The sequence below is a fragment of the Burkholderia sp. MSMB0856 genome (genome assembly GCF_001524645.2).
GTDB lineage: Bacteria > Pseudomonadota > Gammaproteobacteria > Burkholderiales > Burkholderiaceae > Burkholderia > Burkholderia diffusa.
In genome coordinates this window covers 571,536-591,758 of record NZ_CP013429.1, presented here as the reverse complement: position 1 = coordinate 591,758, position 20,223 = coordinate 571,536, and the positions used below count along the sequence as shown (strand labels likewise).

The following is a 20,223-nucleotide window of genomic DNA, read 5'->3' as shown; positions in this document are numbered from 1 at the left end:
TTTGCACGGGGCGCTTCGGCATTTTCTGCTGCGTGCCACGCCGGGCCGGGCGCGCGCGTCAGTAGCCGCGTGCGCGGTCGACAACGCCGATCATCGGCTGTCCCGCGCGATGGCGCGCGAGGTTCGCGAGCACGGCGTCGACCGCGGTGTCCGGCCGCGTCGCGCTGGCGATGTGCGGCGTGATGCGAATGCGCGGATGCGTCCAGAACGGGTGGCCGGCCGGCAACGGCTCCGGGTCCGTCACGTCGAGGATCGCGCTGTCGAGGCGGCCGCCGTCGAGCGCGGCGAGCAGCGCGGTCGCATCGAGTTGCGGGCCGCGCCCGACCTGCACGAGCGATGCGCCGGCCGGCAGCGCGTCGAATACGCGTGTGCCGAGCAGGCCGCGCGTGTCGTCGGTGAGCGGCAGCAGGCAGATCAGGATGTCGGTGCGGGCGAGGAACGTGTCGAGCGCCGCGTCGCCCGCATGGCAGTCGATGCCGTCGAGCGAGCGCGGCGTGCGGCTCCACCCTGCGCACGGGAAACCGAAGCGCCGCAGCGTGTCGAGCACGGCCTGCCCGAGCGTGCCGAGCCCGAGCACGCCGATGCGCCGCGACGCGGCCGCGCGCACCGGCTTCTCGCGCCACACGTGCGCGCGCTGCTGCGCCGCATAGTCGAACAGGTCGCGATGAATCGTCAGCACGGCCTGCGTCACGTATTCGACCATCCCTTCGACGATGCCCGGTTCGATCATCCGCACGACCGGAATGTGCGCGGGCACGCGCGACAGGTCGAACTGATCGATGCCGGCGCCGACCGAAAACACGATCTCCAGATTCGGCAGCAGTGCGGTCGGGTCGTCGGGCGGCTGCCACGCGGCGAGATAGCGGACGGCTTCAGGATCGCCGAGGTCCGGCCAGATCCGGAACGCGAGGTCGGGCGCCTGTTGCGCGAAGCGCCGCGCCCATTGCGCGCCGCGCACCGGGTCGGCCTTGTAGAGGAAACTCATCGCGCGCGCCGCTCAGCCGAGCGCTTGATTGACGATCGCGAACGCGCGCAACGACGGATCGCGGGCGGGTGCCGCGCCGCGCGCCATCGCGACGACGGTATCGACGCGCGGCAGGCCGAGCCCCTGCAGCCAGTCCGACAGGCCGCTGTCGCCCGGCACGTCGAGGCGCACGAACATGCCTTCGTGCAGCGCGAGCCAGTGGCTGATCAGCGCCTGCGCGCGCAGCGCGTCCGGTGCGACCACCGGGCCGATCACGTGCCCGCGGCCGAAACGGCGGAACAGCGCGAAGCCGAGCAGTTCGCCGTCGCGGTCGAGTGCGATCCCGTTGGCGACGCCGAGCAGCGCATCGATCACCGCGTCGCGCGGGTAGCCGGCCGCGCGCGATGCGAGCGCGGCGAGGCGCGGGCCGTCGTTGGTGCCGAGCGGGCGCAGGCGCTCGCCCGGCGGCAGCGAGATCAGCGGCGGCTGGAACGCGGCGCCCTGGTGCTGGTCGATCGTGCCGATCGCCTCGAAGCCGAACTTCACGTAGAGCGGTTCGCCGGACGGCGTCGCATGCAGGAAGATCGTGCGTGCGCCGAGGCTGTCGACGACGCGCGCGAGCAGTTCGCGGCCGATGCCGCGGCCCTGGCGCTCGGGCGACACGATCACCATGCCGAGCGATGCGTGCGATTCGCCGAAGCGCCAGCCGAGCGCGGTGCCGACGATGCCGGCTTCGTCTTCGGCGACGAAGCCGTTGCCGAGCTGGAATGCGAAGCGCCAGTCGTCGAGCCGGTGCGGCCACTTGACTGCTTCCGACAGCCGGTGCGCGGCAGGCAGATCGGTTTCGGCGAACGGGCGATAGGTGAGCGTGCTGGAAGAATTGAGGTCGGCCACGCCGGACTCCGGATGGGTAGGAATGACATATCGACTCTGCCAGCGCCACCGCGGCGCGGATAGGACGATTCGCCTGTTTTCCGGCGTCGGCGGGCGGTCGTGCGAGATCGACGCAAACCGGCTCGATCGGCACGGGCGAACGCGCGCTGCATGCCGGAGCGGCCCGTCATTGCGACAGCTTCTGCTGTGGGAATGCCGCTACGATGGAAACGCGGCGGCCGCATGACGGTTTCGTGAAGTCGGCCGGCTCGCCGCCGACGGCGCCGCGTGCGATCACGCCGCAGATCGTGCTGCCGGCGGCCTGCAACACGCGGCGAATCTGCGTTTCGAGCCGCGTCGAACGATGCGCGACGGATTTTTTGCCCTGATTCAATTTCGTTGAACCCAGACCGTCCCCGGCCCTGCCGGGGCTTCACACCGACAGGACGTCACATGATCCAATTTGAACCGAAGTACATCACGTTCGACTGCTATGGCACGCTGACCCGCTTCCGGATGGCCGACATGGCGCGCGAGGTCTACGCGGACCGGCTGTCGCCGGTCGCGCTTGAGGAATTCGTGCGCGCGTTCGCCGCGTATCGGCTCGACGAAGTGCTCGGCGCATGGAAGCCGTACCGCGACGTCGTCGTCAATGCGATCCGGCGCACCTGCGCGCGGATCGGCGTGAAGTTCGACGAGGCGGAGGCCGAGCGTTTCTATCTGGCGGTGCCGACGTGGGGCCCGCATCCGGACGTGCCGGCCGGGCTTTCGCGGCTGGCCACGAAGTACAAGCTGGTGATCCTGTCGAACGCGTCGGACGACCAGATCATGAGCAACGTCGACAAGCTCGGCGCGCCGTTCCATGCGGTGTTCACCGCGCAGCAGGCGCAGTCGTACAAGCCGCGGATGCAGGGCTTCGAATACATGTTCGACAAGCTCGGCTGCAAGCCGGAGGACGTGCTGCACGTGTCGTCGAGCCTGCGTTACGACCTGATGACGGCCGAGGATCTCGGCATCAAGCACAAGGCGTTCGTCAACCGCGGCCATGAGCCGGGCACGCCGTTCTACAACTACTACGAGGTGTCGGACATCGGCCATCTCGCGACGCAGCTCGGGCTGTAAGCGACGCCGCGCCGGCGTGGGGCCGCGTGCCCCGCGCGCGCGGCCGTGCGCGTCGCGAACGACCGGCGTGGTGCGCCGGCCGTGCCGCCTTGCGCGTGCGATCACCGCACGAACCGAGGGTAATTACCGATACGGCGCCATTCAAGGCAGGGCCGCCCGGGCCGATATATGTACCGAACGGTTAATATTGCGAGGCCCTCCGCATGAAGTTGTCCACGAAACTGCTGATGCTCGTCGCCGCGGCGCTGCTCGGCGTTGCATTGCTTGCCGCGATGTCGCTGCACACGCTGCGCGACGCGCTGATCGACAGCCGCCGTGACGAGATCGTCATTCTTCTGACCAAAGCCGAGCATCTGGTCGACGCGTATCGCGCGATGCAGGCGAACGGCACGCTCACGCGGGAGCAGGCCCAGCAGCAGGCCAAGGCCGCGTTGTCCGCGCTCAATGCGAATTCGAAAAGCTACTTCTGGGTGACGACGTCCGACGGCGTTAACCTCATGCATCCGAACGCGAAGTTCATCGGCACCCGCGCGAAGGGCAACCGCACGACCGGCGGCATGACCGACAGCGAGGCGTATCGCGCCGGAATGGCCCAGGCGCATTTCGCGCTCGTCGACGTGCTGATCAAGCGCAGCCCGGACGCGGACGTGGAGCCGAAACTCCAGGGCGTGGTCGCCATTCCGGAGTGGGATTGGTGGATCGGCACGGGATTCTTCTACGACGACATCAACGCCGCGTTCACGCGGCTTGCGCAGGTGCTCGGCGCCATCACGCTCGTCATCGCGGCGTCGCTGGCGGCGATCGCGTGGGGCGTGTTGCGCAGCGTCCGACGGACGCTGGGCGGCGAGCCCGCGCACGCGACCGAGATCGCGGCCCGCATCGCCGCCGGCGAACTGGACGTGCAGTTCGATACGGCGCACGCCGCGCCGGGCAGCCTGCTCGTCGCGCTCGCCGACATGAAGGCCCGGCTGACCGAGACCATCGCCGAAATCCAGACCACGACCCACTCGATTGCGGTCGGCACCGGCGAGATCGCGCAAGGCAATCTGGACTTGTCGCAGCGCACGGAGGAACAGGCCGCGTCGCTGCAGCAAACGGCCGCGAGCATGGAGCAGATCACGTCGACGGTCAAACAGAATGCCGACAATGCACGTCAGGCCAATACGCTCGTGACCCACGCGAAGGAGGCGACGGAACTCGGCGGCGCGGCCGTGCGCGAAGTCGTCGAAACGATGCGGCAGATTTCGGACGGATCGGTGCGGATCGCCGACATTACCGTCGTGATCGAAAGCATCGCGTTCCAGACGAACATTCTCGCGCTTAACGCCGCGGTCGAGGCCGCGCGGGCCGGCGAGGAGGGGCGCGGGTTCGCGGTCGTGGCCTCGGAGGTGCGCTCGCTCGCGCAACGCAGCGCGGCGGCCGCGAAGGACATCAAGGGATTGATCGAGGCGTCGGTCGAGCGGGTCGGCAGCGGCAGCCGGCTCGTCGAGACGGCGGGCGCGCGGATGACGGAGATCGTCCGGTCGATCGACCGGGTGGCCGACATCATGGGCGAGATTTCAGCGGCATCCGCCGAGCAAAGCACCGGCATCGAGCAGGTCGGCCTCGCGGTCGCGCAAATGGACGAAGTGACGCAGCAGAATGCCGCGCTGGTGGAGCAGGCTGCCGCTGCCGCGTCCTCGCTGGATGAACAGGCGGCACGGTTGCGGGCCGCCGTCTCGGTGTTCAGGCTGGCTGCCTGACGGCCGCGTGCCGGCATCTGCCGGCAACGGCATCATCTCGTCTCCCTCTCGCCACGCCGGCCGGTGTCCGGCGTTCGCGCCGACGCGCAGGCATCGACCGCGTCGGCCGCATCACAGCGGGGAATTGCGGCCTGGCGCCGCGCCACGGGTTCGTACCCGCATCGGGCAATCCGGCCGTATTCCTGTTGTCTCGCAAAGCCGCTTCAACGTCGCGGCAATCTCCCGATCTTTCATGCGCCGGGCGTCGTCGCAGGCGGCATCCGCCGTCGCATGCGCACGCGGGCGTTCCGGTCGTTTCGGGCACGGCGGGCCGCGAGTGCGCATTCCACGCAAACATGCGGTTTGCGTGAGCCGAACGCGCTTCGGATGCCGAATCGCCAATTTTGTCGGCGCAATCTGCCGCGTGCATCGCTTTACGATTTCCTTCGTCGCGCACGTGCTGCGCAGCCGTCGCGACACGGCATCGAGCAAACGGCGGCACGCGTGGCCGCGCAGCAAATCATGCTGCGCAGGTGGCCCAAAACGGTCGAATCGTATCGTGCAGCCGCCCCGAATCGCGACAACCCGCATTTTGGCGATGCTTAAATGAACTCAATGCGCAGACGTCGCGCCCGCTACCAGCAGGCGGCGCGACGGTTTCTCGAACCACGCTGGACCCCAGACCCACTTTCCACAGTCAGGAGCAGTTCGGATGAGCGACGATATCGACAACGGCGGCAAGGGCGGCTTCACGCGCCGCGACATGATGCGGGTCATGGCGGCGAGCGGCATGATGGCCGTTGGCGGCGGCGGGCTGCTGATGGACGCGCAATCGGCGTTCGCCGCGCCGGCGCCCAAGCGCGGCGGCAAGATCCGGGTCGCGAACGAATCGAGTTCGACGGCCGACACGCTCGACCCGGCCAAGGGCTCGACGGGCGCCGACTACATTCGTTTCTTCATGTTCTACAGCGGCCTTACGCAGCTCGACGCGAGCCTGACGCCGCAGATGAATCTCGCGCAGTCGTTGCAGACGACCGACGCGAAGACGTGGATCATCAAGTTGCGCAAGGGCGTCACGTTCCACGACGGGAAACCGGTCGGGCCGGCCGACGTGGTGTTCTCGCTGATGCGCCACAAGAACGCGGCCACCGCCTCGAAGGTCAAGCCGCTCGCCGATCAGTTCGCCGACGCGAAGGCGAGCGGCCCGGACGAGGTCACGCTCACGCTCGTCAGCGCGAACGCCGATCTGCCGGTGATCCTCGCGACGCCGCAGCTCGTGATCGTCAAGGACGGCACGACCGACTTCAGCACCGGCATCGGTTGCGGCCCGTACAAGCTGAAATCGTTCAAGCCGGGCGTGTCGACCGTCGGCGTGCGCAACGACAGCTACTTCAAGCCGGGGATGCCGTACCTCGACGAGATCGAGCTGATCGGCATCAGCGACAGCGCCGCGCGACTGAACGCGCTGCTGTCGGGCGACGTGCACCTGATCAACGCGATCGATCCGCGCTCGACGCAGCGGGTCGCGTCGACGCCGGGCTATGCGCTGCAGGAAACCAAGTCGGGGCTCTATACCGACCTGATCGTGCGCAGCGACAATCCGATCACCGCGAACCCGGATTTCGTCGAAGGGATGAAGTACCTGTTCGATCGCGAGCAGATCCGCTCGGCGGTGTTCCGCGGCTACGCGGTGATCGGCAACGACCAGCCGATCCCGCCGGGGCATCGCTACTTCAACGCATCGCTGCCGCAGCGGCCGCACGATCCGGACAAGGCGAAGTTCCTGTTCCAGAAGGCGGGCGCGCTGGGCGCCACGCTGCCGCCGATCTATGCGACGTCCGACGCGAACGGGTCGATCGAAATGGCCGTGCTGCTGCAGCAGGCCGGCCAGAAGATCGGGCTGAACCTGCAGGTGAACCGCGTGTCGCCCGACGGCTACTGGTCGAACCACTGGATGAAGCATCCGCTCGGCTTCGGCAACATCAACCCGCGCTCGAGCGCCGACGTGGTGTTCACGCAGTTCTTCAAGTCGGATGCGCCGTGGAACGAGTCGGGCTGGAAGAACGCGAAGTTCGACCAGTTGCTGCTCGCCGCGCGATCGGAAACCGACGACGCGAAGCGCAAGCAGATGTATGGCGACATGCAGGTGCTCGTCGCGCAGCAGTGCCGGGTCGGCATTCCGGCCTTCATCAGCTTCCTCGACGGCTACGACAAGCGGCTCGCGGGCCTCGGCTCGATTCCGACCGGCGGAATGATGGGCTTCATGTTCGCCGAGCACGTGTGGTGGAACGCCTGAGCACGACGCGTGCCGCCGCCGCGCGACCGGTGCGGGTCACCGCCCCGGTCGCGCGCGACCTTTTCCGGAGTGCCGCTTCATGAATCGAATCCTGCTCGGGCTGATCGGCCGGCGCATCGCGGTCACCGCGCTGACGCTGCTGATCGTGTCCGCGATCATCTTCACGATCACGAACCTGCTGCCGGGCGACGCCGCGCAGGCCGCGCTCGGCCAGTCCGCGACGCCGGAGACGATCGCCGCGCTGCGTCAGCAGTTCGGCCTCGACATGCCGGCCCACGTGCGCTACCTGCACTGGCTCGCGGGGCTGCTGCACGGCGATTTCGGCCGCTCGCTGTCGGGCGACATGCCTGTGTCGGAGATGATCGGCGGACGCCTGCCGAAGTCGCTCGCGCTCGCGGCGATCACGACCGCCGTGTCGGTGCCGATCGCGCTGATGCTCGGGATCCTCGCGGCGGTCAAGCGCGAATCGGTGGTCGATCGCGTGATCAGCCTCGGCACGCTGTCGCTCGTCGCGACGCCGGAATTCCTGATCGCGACGGTCGCCGTGCTCGTGCTGGCCGTGAAGCTGCACTGGCTGTCCGCGCTGTCGTACAGCGGCCCGATCGAAAGCCTGCACGATTTCCTGCGCGCGTATGCGATGCCGGTGCTGACGCTGTGCGCGGTCGTGATCGCGCAGATGGCACGGATGACGCGCGCCGCGGTGATCGAGCAGCTGAGCGCGTCGTACGTCGAGATGGCCATGCTCAAGGGCGCGAGCCCCGCGCGTGTCGTGCTGCGCCATGCGCTGCCGAACGCGATCGGCCCGATCGCCAATGCGGTCGCGTTGAGCCTGTCGTATCTGCTCGGCGGCGTGATCGTCGTCGAGACGATCTTCAACTATCCGGGCCTCGCGAGCCTGATGGTCGACGCCGTCGGCAACCGCGATTTCCCGTTGGTCCAGGCGTGCACGCTGATCTTCTGCGTCGCCTATTTGACGCTCGTGCTGTTCGCCGACCTGTGCTCGATCGTGTCGAACCCGAGACTGCGGACCTGAGCGTCCCGTCCTTCTTCCGAGATGCCGCCCATGCACCCGACCGAACCCGTTCAACGCAGCAGCGCGCTGCCGCCGTCCGGCGATCCGCCTCCGCCGTGGAGCGGTGCGACGCCGCCCGCCGCGCCCGCCCCCGACCAGCCGCGCAAGCGCCGCGCCGCGCGCGTGAAACTGACGACCGGCGGCCGCGTCGGCCTGTCGATGGTCGGCCTGATGCTGTTCATCGCGGCATTTGCGCCACTGCTCGCGCCGCACGAGGTCGGCGCGATCGTCACGCCGGACGTGTTCGCGCCGTTCAGCGCGAAGCTGCCGTTCGGCTCCGACTTCCTCGGTCGCGACATGCTGAGCCGGATCCTGTACGGCACGCGCCTGACCGTGCTGCTCGCGCTCGCGGCGGTGCTGCTCGCGGCGCTGACCGGCACGACGCTCGGGCTGCTCGCGACGGTGTCGGGCCGCGCGGTCGACGAGACGATGAGCCGGCTGCTCGATGCGCTCACGTCGATACCGTCGAAGATGTTCGCGCTGATGTTCGTCGCCGCATTCGGCTCGTCGCTGCCGCTCCTGGTCCTGACCGCGGCGGTCAGCTACATGCCGGGCTCGTACCGGATCGCGCGGGCGCTGGCGGTCAACATCAGCACGCTCGAATTCGTGCAGGTGGCACGCGCCCGAGGCGAAAGCGCGCTGTACATCGCGTGTGTCGAGATGCTGCCGAACATGATCCATCCGATGCTCGCCGATACGGGGCTGCGCTTCACGTTCGTCGTGCTGCTGCTGAGCGGCCTGAGCTTTCTCGGGCTCGGCGTGCAGCCGCCATACGCGGACCTCGGCTCGCTCGTGCGCGAGAACATCGCGAGCCTCGGCGACGGCTCGGCCGTCGCGATCATGCCCGCGGTCGCGATCGCGATCCTGACGGTGGGCGTCAACCTGTTGATCGACGGCCTGCCGCATCGCGGTCGCCGCAAAGGCGCGGCCGCTGCCGCCGGAGAGCGCTGATGCGACACGATTCGACTCCGCTCGTCGAGGTGCGCGGGCTGCGCGTGGTCGGCGGCCGGCCGGGCGGCGAGGAAACGACGATCGTCCACGGCGTCGATTTCGATATCGGGCGTGGCGAGGTGCTCGCACTGATCGGCGAATCGGGCTCCGGCAAGACCACGATCGCGCTGTCGCTGATGGGCCATGCGCGTGCCGGCTGCCGGATCGCGGGCGGCTCGGTGAAGCTCGGCGGCACCGATGTCTGCACGTTGTCGGCACCGGCGCTGGCCGCGCTGCGCGGCCGCAAGGTCGCCTACATCGCGCAGAGCGCGGCCGCCGCGTTCAACCCGTCGCGCACGATTCTCGACCAGGTGATCGAGAGCGCGCTGATCCACAAGACGCTGTCGAAGCGCGACGCGCAGGCGAAGGCGGTCGAGCTGTTCCGCGCGCTCGCGCTGCCCGAGCCCGAGACGATCGGCAAACGCTATCCGCATCAGGTGTCGGGCGGTCAGCTGCAGCGGCTGATGGCCGCGATGGCGCTGATCACCGATCCGGAGCTTGTGATCCTCGACGAGCCGACCACCGCGCTCGACGTGACCACGCAGATCGACGTGCTGCAGGCCTTCAAAAGCGTGATCCGGCGCTACGGGATGAGCGCCGTATACGTGTCGCACGATCTGGCGGTGGTCGCGCAGATGGCCGACCGGATCGTCGTGCTGAGCGACGGCGTGATCCGCGAAGCGGGCGATACCGAACAGATCCTGCATGCGCCGGCGCATCCGTACACGCAAAGCCTGATCGCGGCGGTGACGCCGAGCGATGCCGAACGCGACGCGAAAGCGGCGAGCGCCGCGCCGGCGCCGCTGCTCGACGTGCGCGGCGCGATCGCCGGTTACGGCGGCCGTACCGCGAAAGGCTGGCCCGCGAAGGTGATCCTGCACGAAGTGGACCTGCGCATCGGGCGCGGGCAGACGGTCGGCGTGATCGGCGAATCGGGCTCGGGCAAGACGACGCTCGCGAAGGTGATCGCGGGCCTCGTGCCGGCGACGGCCGGGCAGATTCTGCTCGACGGCGAGCCGCTCGCGCTCGATATCGGCAAACGCACCAAGGAGCAGCACCGTCGCGTGCAGATCGTGTTCCAGAACGCCGATACCGCGCTCAACCCGGTGCATAGCGTCGAGCGCACGCTCGCGCGGCCGCTCGCGTTCTATCACGGGATCAAGGGCGCGCGTGCACGCCAGCGCGTCGCGGAGCTGCTCGAACTCGTGCGGCTGCCGCAGGCGGTGGCCGCGCGGCGCACCGGCGAGCTGTCCGGCGGACAGAAGCAGCGCGTGAACCTCGCGCGCGCGCTGGCGGCCGAGCCCGACCTGATTCTGTGCGACGAGGTCACGTCGGCACTCGACACCGTGGTCGGCGCCGCGATCATCGATTTGCTGCGCGTCCTGCAGGCGAAGCTCGGCGTGTCGTACGTGTTCATCACGCACGACATCGCGAAAGTGCGCGCGATCAGCGACGACATCGTCGTGCTGTACGCGGGCCGTCGCGTCGAAACGGGTAGCCGCGACGCGCTCTGTGCGCCGCCTTACCACCCGTATTCGCATCTGCTCGTGTCGTCGGCACCGGAGTTGCGCGCGGGCTGGCTCGACGATGCGGCCGAGCGCTGCCACCGGCCGCTCGTGCCGATCGGCGCGAGCGCCGACGACGCCGAGCTGTGTCCGTTCCTGTCGCGCTGCGCGATGCGGGTGGACGGCGTGTGCAACCGGACCGCACCCGCGCTGCGCACGCTCGAGAACGGCGCGCAGGTGTTGTGCCATCGCAGCGAGGAAGATCTCGCGCGCTTCCAGGCCGAGCCGGCGGAGGGTGCCGCGCCGGTGCAGCCAGTGCGTTTGTAGCGCGCCGCGCGGCGATCCGCATAGTCTGCTGCGGCGGTCGTGCAAAACGGTGCATCGTGCGCGCGCCGTGCGCGAATACGCGGCAACCGCGCTTTTTGACGGTGATTAAATGACTTTCAACGGGCGATCAGCGATCGCTGTCGACGGAATGCTCGAGAAGGATCCGATGAAATTCGAATCGTACTGGCTGGATACGCGCCCCGCGTTTCGTGCAGGCTGCGAAGGGCCCGTCGAAGGGCGCGCCGATGTGGCCGTGATCGGCGGCGGCTTCACCGGCCTGTCGGCGGCGCTCGCGCTGGCGCAGCGCGGCGTATCGGTGGTCGTGCTCGAAGCCGCGCAGATCGCGGGCGAAGCGTCTGGCCGAAACGGCGGCCAGTGCAATACCGGCGTCGCGCAGGACTACGCATCGCTGGCCGCGCGGATCGGCGCCGAACCTGCAAAGCAGTTCTATCGCGCCTACGAAAGCGCGGTGAAGAGCGTCGAGGCGATCGTCGCCGAACATGCAATCGACTGCGATTTCCGGCGTGCCGGCAAGCTGAAGCTCGCCGCGAAGCCGCAGCATTTCGCGGGACTGGCGAAGACGTTCGACGCGCTGCGGCGTGACGTGGATCCCGACATCGAATTGATCGAGCCGTCGCGCATTCGCGATGAAGTCGCCTCGGACGGCTTCCACGGCGGGCTGTTGCAGCGTAACGGCGTGCAGATGCACATGGGCAAGTTCGGCGTCGGCCTCGCACAGGCGGCCGTGCGGGCGGGCGCGCGCATCTACGAGCAGGCGGCCGTCACGCAACTCGAGCGGATCGACGGCGAGCGCCACGTGATCACCTGCACGCGCGGCACGCTCGTCGCCGATCGCGTGCTGGTCGCGACCGGCGCGTCGCAGCACGGCCCGTTCGCCTGGTTCCGGCGGCGCATCGCGCCGGTCGGCAGTTTCATCGTCGTGACCGAGCCGCTGCCCGACGCGCAACTGAACCGGCTGTTCCCGCATCGCCGTGCGTACGTCACGTCGCGCCAGATCGGCAACTACTTCCGCGTGACGCCCGACAACCGGCTGCTGTTCGGCGGTCGCGCGCGCTTCGCGATGTCGAGCCCGCGCTCCGACGCGAAAAGCGGCGAGATCCTGCGCGCCGGTATGGCCGGCTATTTCCCGGAACTGGCGAACGTGCGGCTCGATTACTGCTGGGGCGGGCTGGTCGACATCACCGCCGACCGGCTGCCGCGCGCGGGCCAGCACGACGGGCTCTATTACTCGATGGGCTACAGCGGCCACGGCGTGCAGATGTCCGTGCACATGGGCCGCGTGATGGCCGACGTGCTGTACGGCGCGGCCGCGTCGAATCCGTGGCGCGAACTCGACTGGCCGGCAATGCCCGGCCATTTCGGGCAAGCGTGGTTCCTGCCGTTCGTCGGCGCGTATTACCGGATGCAGGATTTCCTGCATTGAAGCGGCTGCTCCGGGAGGATTCGATATGACCGCACGATTTGTTTGCCTGCTTGCCTTGGGCGAAGGCCGCCACGACGGGACGGGCGGCGGTGACACGATGGCCGCGTCGATCGAGCCGTGCTCGATCGCGCATTTCGCCGCACAAGGCGCAGCCGTCAAGACGATCGCATGAGGACGGCAAGCATGGTCACCCTGTTCCACGATTCGCTTGACGGCGCGCCGCCGCGTGCACCGCGAGTTCCGCAGCCCGTCTCGCCGGCGATCGGCGACGTGCTGCGCACGATCGATGCATCGTTCGCACAAGCGCTGAATCTCGACACGCTCGCGGCGGTCGCCGGATTGAGCGTATCCCGTTTCACCGCGCGCTTTCGCGGCGAAGTCGGCTTGTCACCGCACCGGTATCTGTGTCTCGTACGCGTGCGGCGTGCGCAGGATTTGCTGCGCGCCGGTCTGGCGCCGTCGGTCGTCGCGACCGAGGTCGGCTTCTTCGATCAGAGCCATCTGTGCCGGCATTTCCGGCGGGTGCTCGGGATCACGCCGCGCGATTACATGGTCGCCCGGCCGGGTGACGCGCCGGCGCGAACGTCGTCGACGCGCACACGCGCCGAACGCAGCGAAGCGTCGTGTCACGTTGCATAGGCGCGCGGCGGGCGACGTCCGCGAACAACGATTTCCGATACCGCGCGACGGGTTCTCGACAACATCGCCGCGCACTGGGCAGGAGCAGAAATGACCGCAGTTTTCGTGTTGCATCGTGCCGACGGCATGACCAATACAACCGCCTTCCGCAAGCAGGCATTCGGGGAGCGCGATCCTTTCGCGCGACATCGCGAGATCGCGTGGGAAGGGCCCGACGCGATGGCCGCCGGGCGTATCCGTTTCGTTGGCGAGCTTGATGTCTCGCGTTACCCGCACATCGAGACCCTCCTCGTCGTCGAAGGCGAGCTGACGCTCGAAGCGGCGGGCGCCGCACCGTTGGTGCTGGGGCCGGGGGAGGGGGCGGTTATCGGCGGCGGCTCGGCACTCCGCATTGCCGCGGAATCGCACGTGCTCGTCATGTTCTGCGCGGCTGCATGCGCGGAACCGACGAAGCGCGGCGTGTTCCCGCTGCGTGCCGACGCCAACTTCAAGCCGTCCGCATCGCTGCCGCCCGAGGTGCTGCTCGGCCCCGCACCGCAGTGCCGAAGCGACAACGTGTTCATCGACGACGGCGCCGAATACTGCGCCGGCACGTGGGATTCGACGCCCTATCACCGGATCGTTCGCCCGCATCGCGTGAACGAGTTCATGCTTCTGCTCGCCGGCAGCGTACGGTTCGCCGCGCCCGACGGCAGCATGCTGTCGCTCGGCGCCGGCGACGCGCTCTTCGTGCCGCGCGGCGCATCGATCGGATGGGAAAGCCGCGAACGCGTGGCGAAATTCTACGTCGTGCAGAACGTCCACGTATCAACCGAACGAGACTGAACATGTCCCCTCCGTTGCGCCAAATCGAAACGCCATCCACGCCGCCGGCTTCGGCCGATGTCGTCGTGATCGGCGGCGGCATCATCGGCGTCTTCACCGCGTACTACCTGGCCCGGCGCGGGGTGTCGGTCGCGCTGGTCGAGAAAGGCCGAATCGGGGCCGAGCAGTCGAGCCGCAACTGGGGCTGGTGCCGGCAGCAGAACCGCGACGAGCGCGAATTGCCGATGGCAAGCAAGAGCATCGATCTGTGGGAACGCTTCGCCGTCGAATCCGGCGAAGACACGGGCTTTCATCGCTGCGGGCTGCTGTATCTGAGCAACGACGAGGCCGAGCTGTCGCGCTGGGCCAGCTGGGGCGATTTCGCGAAGACCGCGGGCGTGACGACGTACATGCTCGACAGCAAGCAGGCCGGCGAGCGCGGGCACGCGACCGGGCGGTCGTGGAAGGGCGGCGTGTTCTCGCCGAGCGACGGCACGGCCGACCCGGGGAAGGCCGCACCGGCCGTGGCGGCCGCGTTCATGAAGCTCGGCGGCAGCGTCAACCAGCACTGCGCGGCGCGCGGCATCGAGCTGGAGGGCGGGCGCGTCAGCGGCGTCGTCACGGAAGCCGGCGTGATCAGGACCCGGACGGTCGTGCTTGCCGGTGGCGCGTGGGCGTCGTCGTTTTGCCGTCAGCTCGGTATCCGGTTTCCGCAGGCGTCGATCCGTCAGTCGATCCTGAGCGTGTCGCCCATCGAACAGCGCCTGCCGGATGCGCTGTATACCTCAGGCGTGTCCGTGACGCGTCGCGGCGACGGACGCTACGCACTGGCCATCAGCGGCCGCGCACGCGTGGACGTGACGCCGCAGTTTCTGCGATTCGCGCCGCAGTTCGTGCCGATGTTCGCGAAGCGTTGGCGCAATCTTTTGCCGGGCGGGCTCGAAGGGATGCGCGGCGGCCACGAAACGCTGAAGCGGTGGCGCCTCGATGCGCCGACGCCGATGGAGGCGGTGCGCATCCTGGATCCGAAGCCCGATATGCCGACGGTCGCCGAAACGTATCGACGTGCCGTCGAACTGCTCCCGGAACTTCGCGAATCGACGATCACGCACGCATGGGCCGGGTTCGTCGACAGCACGCCGGACGGCGTGCCGGGCATCGGCGAAGTGCCGGGCGTGCCGGGATTGATCCTGGCGGCAGGCTTTTCCGGTCACGGCTTCGGCATCGGCCCCGGCGCCGGTCACCTGATCGCGGATCTCGCCACGGGTGCGCAACCGATCGTGGACCCGGTACCGTATCGGCCGAGCCGGTTCGGCGATTCCGCGTGGGGCAAGGTGGCCGATTTCTAGTCGGCAAACCGCGGCTTCGGCCGTTCGCGAGCCCATGCCATCGACTCAAGGACATCCTCCAATGAATTCACCCATCGCTTCACCGGTTCGCCACCTGATGGAAGCCGGCAGGCTCGATCGCTTCTTCATCGACGGCGACTGGGTTTTGCCTGACGGCGGCGAGCGGTTCGCGGTCGTCTGCCCGTCCACCGAGGACGTGCTGTGCGACATCCCGCTCGGCAACGCGCGCGACACCGACCGTGCGGTGCGGGCCGCGCGCAATGCGTTCGAACGCTGGTCGGCGACGTCGCCGCAAGAACGCGCCGCGCTGCTCGACCGCATTCACGCGTTGATCCTGGAGCGTGCCGAACGGTTCGCCATGGCGCTCGCGATGGAAATGGGCGCGCCGATCGGCTATGCACGCAGCGCTCACGTGCCGCTCGCGGCCGAACATATCCGGGTCGCGCGCGACAATCTGGCCAGCTATCCGTTCCGGACCCGGCGCGGGACGACCGCGATCGTGCGCGAGCCGATCGGCGTCTGCGCGCTGATCACGCCGTGGAACTGGCCGATCTATCAGATCACGGCGAAGGTCGGCCCGGCGCTCGCGGCGGGCTGCACGGTGGTGCTGAAACCCAGTGAGCTGTCGCCGCTCAGCGCGTTGCTGTTCGCGGAAGTGATCGCCGATGCGGGCGTGCCGGCGGGCGTGTTCAACCTGGTGAGCGGCAGCGGCACGGAGGTGGGCGCGTCGCTCGCGTCGCACCCGGAGGTCGACATGGTGTCGATCACCGGCTCGACGCGCGCAGGCGTGCTGGTTGCGCAGGCGGCGGCGCCGACCGTCAAGCGCGTCGCGCAGGAACTGGGCGGCAAGTCGCCGAACATCGTGTTGCCCGATGCGGACCTGTCGCGCGCCATCGCGCCGGGCGTTGCCGCCGCGTTCCGGAACATGGGCCAGTCGTGCAGCGCGCCGACCCGGCTGATCGTGCCGCGCGGCGTGCTGGGCAGCGTCGAGGCGCTGGCCGTCGCGGCAATGGAACGCATGGTCGTCGGCGATCCGTTCGCCGAGGCGACGACGCATGGCCCGCTGGCCAATCGCGCGCAGTTCGGCCGCGTCGCGCAGATGATCGACGCGGGCATCGACGAACGAGCGAAGCTGATCGCCGGCGGCCCCGGGCGGCCGGCGGGATTCGACCACGGGTTCTATGCGCGTCCGACGATCTTTTCGGATGTCCGCACCGACATGACGATCGCGCAGCAGGAGATCTTCGGCCCGGTCCTCGCGATCCTGCCTTACGACACCGTCGACGAAGCCGTCGCGATCGCGAACGACACGGTCTACGGACTCGGCGCACACGTGCAGGGCACGGACAAGGAGCGCGTGCGCGAGGTGGCTGCGCGCATCCGCTCGGGGCAGGTGCACGTGAACTACCCGGCGTGGGATCCTCAAGCGCCGTTCGGCGGATACAAGCAGTCGGGCAACGGCCGCGAATACGGGATCGAAGGGATGGAAGAGTACATGGAGGTCAAGTCGATCCTGGGGTTTCATGATTGACGCGGCCGCAGTCCCGACTTGAACCGGTTTGCCTTGCAAGGGTGTCGAAATTGGAAAACCCCATCATTCCCGAGACGTCGTTGAAAGCGCATCACGCGCACTGGGCGACCTTGCGTCGCGACTTGCATGCGCATCCCGAGTTGCGATTCGAGGAACACCGGACGGCCGACGTCGTTGCACGCGAGCTTGAAGATCTCGGCTATGCGGTGACACGCGGGATGGGCGGCACGGGCGTGGTCGCGAGCCTGCCCGGTGCGGACCCACGCCGCGGAATCGTGCTCCGTGCGGATCTGGATGCGCTGCCGATCCAGGAAGCCAATGATTTCGCGCACGCGTCCGGCGCGCAGGGAATCATGCATGCGTGCGGGCATGACGGGCATACCGTCATGTTGCTCGGCGCCGCGCGCGTGCTGAAGGACCTGCGGCAGTTGCCGGGCACGGTTCATTTCGTGTTTCAGCCCGGCGAAGAGGGCGGCGCGGGCGCGCGGAAGATGATCGACGACGGGCTGTTCGAGCAATGCCCGACGGAAGCGGTATTCGGCATGCACAACTGGCCCGGTTTGCCGGCTGGGCATTTCGGGTTGCGCACGGGGCCGATCATGGCCGCGGGCTGCCGGTTCAGGATCACGGTGACCGGCAAGGGCGCGCATGCGGCGCAGCCGCACCTGGGCATCGATCCCGTCCCGCTCGCCTGTTCGATGGTGCTGCAGTGTCAGACCATCGCCGCGCGGCACAAGGATCCCGTGGATCCGGCCGTCATTTCGGTCTGCATGTTCCATGCGGGAACGACGGACAACGTCATTCCGGACAGCGCCGAGCTGCGCGGGACGATTCGCACGCTGTCGTCGGCCTTGCAGCAACAGTTGCAGCGCGACGTCCGGCTCATGTGCGAGGCGCTCGCGCACGCTCATGGCGCGCAAGTCGATGTCGAGTTCTTTCAGTACTACCCGGCGACGGTCAACACGCCGGCCGAGACCGCGCTCTGCGAAGCGGTGATTCGCGACACCTTCGGCGACGCACGTCTCGACGCCAACGTGCCGCCGAACATGACGTCCGAAGACTTCGGCTTCATGCTCGAGGAGCGCCCCGGCGCTTATGTGCTGATCGGCAACGCGTCGGCCGGAACGGCCGCGCCGGCGCTGCATCACCCGAAATACGATTTCAACGACGACATCATTCCGGCCGGGGTCCGGTATTGGGTCGCGCTGGCGCAGCATTACTTCAGGCGATCGCCGTGAGTGCGTGCGCGATGTCGCAGCGGCGGGCCGCGGAGGCGCGGCCCGCCGCTGCGCACATTCGGAACCTGGGCACGCGTCAAGCGCCTTGAGCGAGTGCCTTCACCTGCGCGGCCGACATCGCACCGCGATGGATGCGGAATTCGTCGATTGCGCCGTTGAAGAACGGGTCGCCCGGATACTGCGAGCGTCCGATCCAGTTCTGCGCGGTTTTGCCGATGCGCCATGGCGCGAAGATGACGTCGCTCGCCGAGCCGATCGCATTGCCGTTCAGGTAGAGCGTCGCGGTCGTGGCCGAAAGCGTGACCGCGACGTGCGCCCATTGCCCGGCCGGCAGTGCGGCGTTGCCGTCGATCGTGCGCTCGCCATGCCCGCCATTGGTCGTGATCGCGAAGCGCATCGTCCCGTGAGCGCTTTTCGGCGTGACGAACAGATAGCGTCCGGTGCCCGAACCGAAATCGAAGATGCGCGACCACGTCTGCCCGCCGCGCCAGTTGACCCACGCCGCGATCGTGAAGTCCGACACGTCGGCGACGATGTCGTTCGGCAGCGCGACGTAGCCGCTGGAGCCGTCGAGCGACACCGCGTTGCCGCGCTTTCCGGCGACGTGCGATGCGCCGCCGGCGAGCGTGGCCGCATGGCCGTTGCCGCTTGCATCCGCCGAAATCGTGCCGCCCGTCTCGTCGAAGGTCAGCAGCGTATGCAGTTGCAGCGCCGTCGACGCGGCGACTTCCGGCGAATTCGCGGATTCACCCGCCGCGGTCCGCGCACTGATCACGTAGTACCAGACGCCTTGCGTGGGTGTGTCCGTGTACGTCAGCGGATCGACGATGCCGCTGGCAACGGTCGTATACGGGCCGCCGGAGACGGACGCACGCTTCACGTCGTAGCTCGCTGCGTTCGCGACGCCCCACCACGACAGCACGACCCGCTCGGCGGCCGGCCACGCGGTCAGCCCGCTCGGTGCGGATGCGGGCGCAACGGGGTCGCGCGTGCACGTCAGCGTGCCGTAGCCGAGTTGATCGTATCCGCCGCTCGCTTCGCCGTAGTTGCCGCCGCCGCCCTCGGGCTGGATCGCGCGCGCGAACTTCGCGGACCACGGTGCCGACAGCCCCTTGCGGTTCACGTAATGGTTGTAGACGAGCGCCCAGCACGGGCGGATCACTCCCTGGCCGGCGGTCGAAAATTGCGCTTGCGTGACATCGACGTTCGCATACGGCGCGTACGGCACCGGAAGGAACGTGCCGTCCGGCTGCACGAGGTTCGCCTTCGCGACGTATTCGGCACCCGCGAGGAATCGGTTGTTGTCGTGCCCGTAAAGGTCGATGCCCTGGTTCCACGCCATTTCGCAGATCGCACCGCCGAGCGCGATGCCGAGCGTGTTGTGCCCCTGGTCGCGGCCCGACTCCTGCCACTGGCCGAGATGGCCGGGATGCAGGTAATAGACGGCCTGCGCGATCGCGCCGTTGCCGGGTCCGTCGATGAAGTAGTTGACGGCTTCGTCGAACTTCGCGTGGTCGTCGCACAGCACGCCGATCGCCATGATCGATGCGATGTTGCACAGATCCCAGTTCGCCCAGTAGTGCGTGATGTCGGTGTTGTTGTGGCGGTTCAGGAAATCGGCGTTGATCGGGTAGAACCTGGTGGCCATCATCGTCTGGAACGCGGCGAAGTCGGAGGCGGCCCAGCCACGGTAAGTGCGCATGATCTCGCCGGCGTTCGCGAATTCGTAGCCGTAGATGCCGGCCGCCAGATCGACGTTCGAATCGCCCGCGAGATGCTGCAGCGTCGACGACCAGGCATTCATGATCTGCACGGCCTTGTCCGCATATGCGGTGTCGCCCGAGATCTTCCAGCGCAGCGCGCACGCATATGCGGCCGCGATGTCCTTGTACAGCACCGGGTAGTTCTGCGAGCCGGTGCCGCCGCGCGTGACGACGGCCTGCGGGCGCGGCGACCACGACAACTGCGCATGCCCGTTCGCGATCAACGTGTTCCAGCCTTCGCGCCAGGGCGATGCGGCGGCCGCCACTTTCTGTGCGATCCGTTCGAAATCGGCTTGGGTGTGCAGCAGGCCGGGGTGCGCGAACGCGTCGGTCATGGCGATGGCCGGGGTGCCCGTGGCCACGCGCGCGAGCGCGCGGTTGCCGGCCGCGGTGCCGGCGACGCTTTCGCTCGCTCCCGTGCCGCCGCAAGCGGAAAGCGCGAGCGCGCCGATGCTGTAAAGGAAGGTGCGCCGGGAAATGCGCGCGCCGGATTCAAGCCGAAGCTGCGAGTCGTTCATGTGGTGTGCGTCCTTCCTTGACGGGACTCAGCTGAAAAGGGGCAGCGTCATTTGAAATCAGTCATCG

Annotated in this window: 16 protein-coding genes; 13 read left to right on the top strand and 3 right to left on the bottom strand. The window is 68.2% G+C overall.

Translation table 11 applies throughout. The annotated features are described in order from the left end of the window. Window positions 1-58: 58 nt before the first annotated feature. Both WS87_RS31455 and WS87_RS31450 read right to left on the bottom strand, forming a co-directional pair. A complete protein-coding gene (locus WS87_RS31455; RefSeq protein ID WP_059820087.1) occupies window positions 59-985 on the bottom strand; it encodes a 2-hydroxyacid dehydrogenase in 927 nt (308 codons plus the stop codon). Window positions 986-997: 12 nt separating this feature from the next. Next, window positions 998-1,858, bottom strand: a complete 861-nt coding sequence (locus WS87_RS31450; protein ID WP_059820088.1) for a GNAT family N-acetyltransferase — start codon at window positions 1,856-1,858, stop codon at window positions 998-1,000. A gap of 432 nt (window positions 1,859-2,290) precedes the next feature. On the opposite strand from WS87_RS31450, the gene WS87_RS31440 reads away from it, so the two are divergent. From WS87_RS31440 to WS87_RS31380, 13 genes are all read left to right on the top strand, one after another. Next, complete coding sequence (locus WS87_RS31440) at window positions 2,291-2,959, top strand: haloacid dehalogenase type II (RefSeq protein ID WP_059536187.1); 669 nt, start codon at window positions 2,291-2,293, stop codon at window positions 2,957-2,959. A gap of 203 nt (window positions 2,960-3,162) precedes the next feature. After that, complete coding sequence (locus WS87_RS31435; RefSeq protein WP_059820090.1) at window positions 3,163-4,701, top strand: methyl-accepting chemotaxis protein; 1,539 nt, start codon at window positions 3,163-3,165, stop codon at window positions 4,699-4,701. Window positions 4,702-5,392: 691 nt separating this feature from the next. Then, window positions 5,393-6,976 carry an ABC transporter substrate-binding protein gene (locus WS87_RS31425; protein ID WP_059820092.1) on the top strand — a complete coding sequence of 528 codons (1,584 nt, stop codon included), beginning with the start codon at window positions 5,393-5,395 and terminating at the stop codon, window positions 6,974-6,976. Between the two features lie 79 nt (window positions 6,977-7,055). Next, window positions 7,056-8,009, top strand: coding sequence for an ABC transporter permease (locus tag WS87_RS31420; RefSeq protein ID WP_059820093.1), 954 nt, complete (start codon window positions 7,056-7,058; stop codon window positions 8,007-8,009). Window positions 8,010-8,039: 30 nt separating this feature from the next. Beyond that, window positions 8,040-8,999: an ABC transporter permease gene (locus tag WS87_RS31415; protein ID WP_059820094.1), complete on the top strand. Its 960-nt coding sequence runs from the start codon at window positions 8,040-8,042 to the stop codon at window positions 8,997-8,999. Then, a complete protein-coding gene (locus WS87_RS31410; RefSeq protein ID WP_059820095.1) occupies window positions 8,999-10,870 on the top strand; it encodes an ABC transporter ATP-binding protein in 1,872 nt (623 codons plus the stop codon). Before WS87_RS31415 ends, WS87_RS31410 begins: the two co-directional genes overlap by 1 nt. 166 nt (window positions 10,871-11,036) lie before the next feature. After that, window positions 11,037-12,314, top strand: a complete 1,278-nt coding sequence (locus WS87_RS31405) for an NAD(P)/FAD-dependent oxidoreductase (RefSeq protein ID WP_059820115.1) — start codon at window positions 11,037-11,039, stop codon at window positions 12,312-12,314. A gap of 25 nt (window positions 12,315-12,339) precedes the next feature. Next, window positions 12,340-12,486, top strand: coding sequence for a hypothetical protein (locus tag WS87_RS33815; protein ID WP_159085730.1), 147 nt, complete (start codon window positions 12,340-12,342; stop codon window positions 12,484-12,486). A gap of 11 nt (window positions 12,487-12,497) precedes the next feature. Further along, window positions 12,498-12,953 (top strand): helix-turn-helix domain-containing protein, encoded by a 456-nt coding sequence (locus WS87_RS31400; protein WP_059820096.1) that lies wholly within the window; start codon window positions 12,498-12,500, stop codon window positions 12,951-12,953. A 90-nt stretch (window positions 12,954-13,043) separates the two neighbouring features. Further along, window positions 13,044-13,778 carry a cupin domain-containing protein gene (locus tag WS87_RS31395; protein ID WP_059820097.1) on the top strand — a complete coding sequence of 245 codons (735 nt, stop codon included), beginning with the start codon at window positions 13,044-13,046 and terminating at the stop codon, window positions 13,776-13,778. Window positions 13,779-13,780: 2 nt separating this feature from the next. Continuing rightward, window positions 13,781-15,106: an NAD(P)/FAD-dependent oxidoreductase gene (locus tag WS87_RS31390; protein ID WP_059820098.1), complete on the top strand. Its 1,326-nt coding sequence runs from the start codon at window positions 13,781-13,783 to the stop codon at window positions 15,104-15,106. A 61-nt stretch (window positions 15,107-15,167) separates the two neighbouring features. Continuing rightward, the gene (locus WS87_RS31385; protein ID WP_059820099.1) at window positions 15,168-16,637 is read left to right on the top strand and encodes an aldehyde dehydrogenase family protein; all 1,470 of its coding nucleotides are present in this window, start codon (window positions 15,168-15,170) and stop codon (window positions 16,635-16,637) included. Window positions 16,638-16,687: 50 nt separating this feature from the next. Beyond that, on the top strand, window positions 16,688-17,875 hold the full coding sequence (locus WS87_RS31380) for a M20 aminoacylase family protein (protein ID WP_059820100.1): 1,188 nt from the start codon (window positions 16,688-16,690) through the stop codon (window positions 17,873-17,875). A gap of 76 nt (window positions 17,876-17,951) precedes the next feature. Here WS87_RS31380 and WS87_RS31375 read toward each other — a convergent pair whose 3' ends face one another. Next, a complete protein-coding gene (locus WS87_RS31375) occupies window positions 17,952-20,156 on the bottom strand; it encodes a LamG-like jellyroll fold domain-containing protein (protein WP_059820101.1) in 2,205 nt (734 codons plus the stop codon). Window positions 20,157-20,223 lie beyond the last annotated feature (67 nt).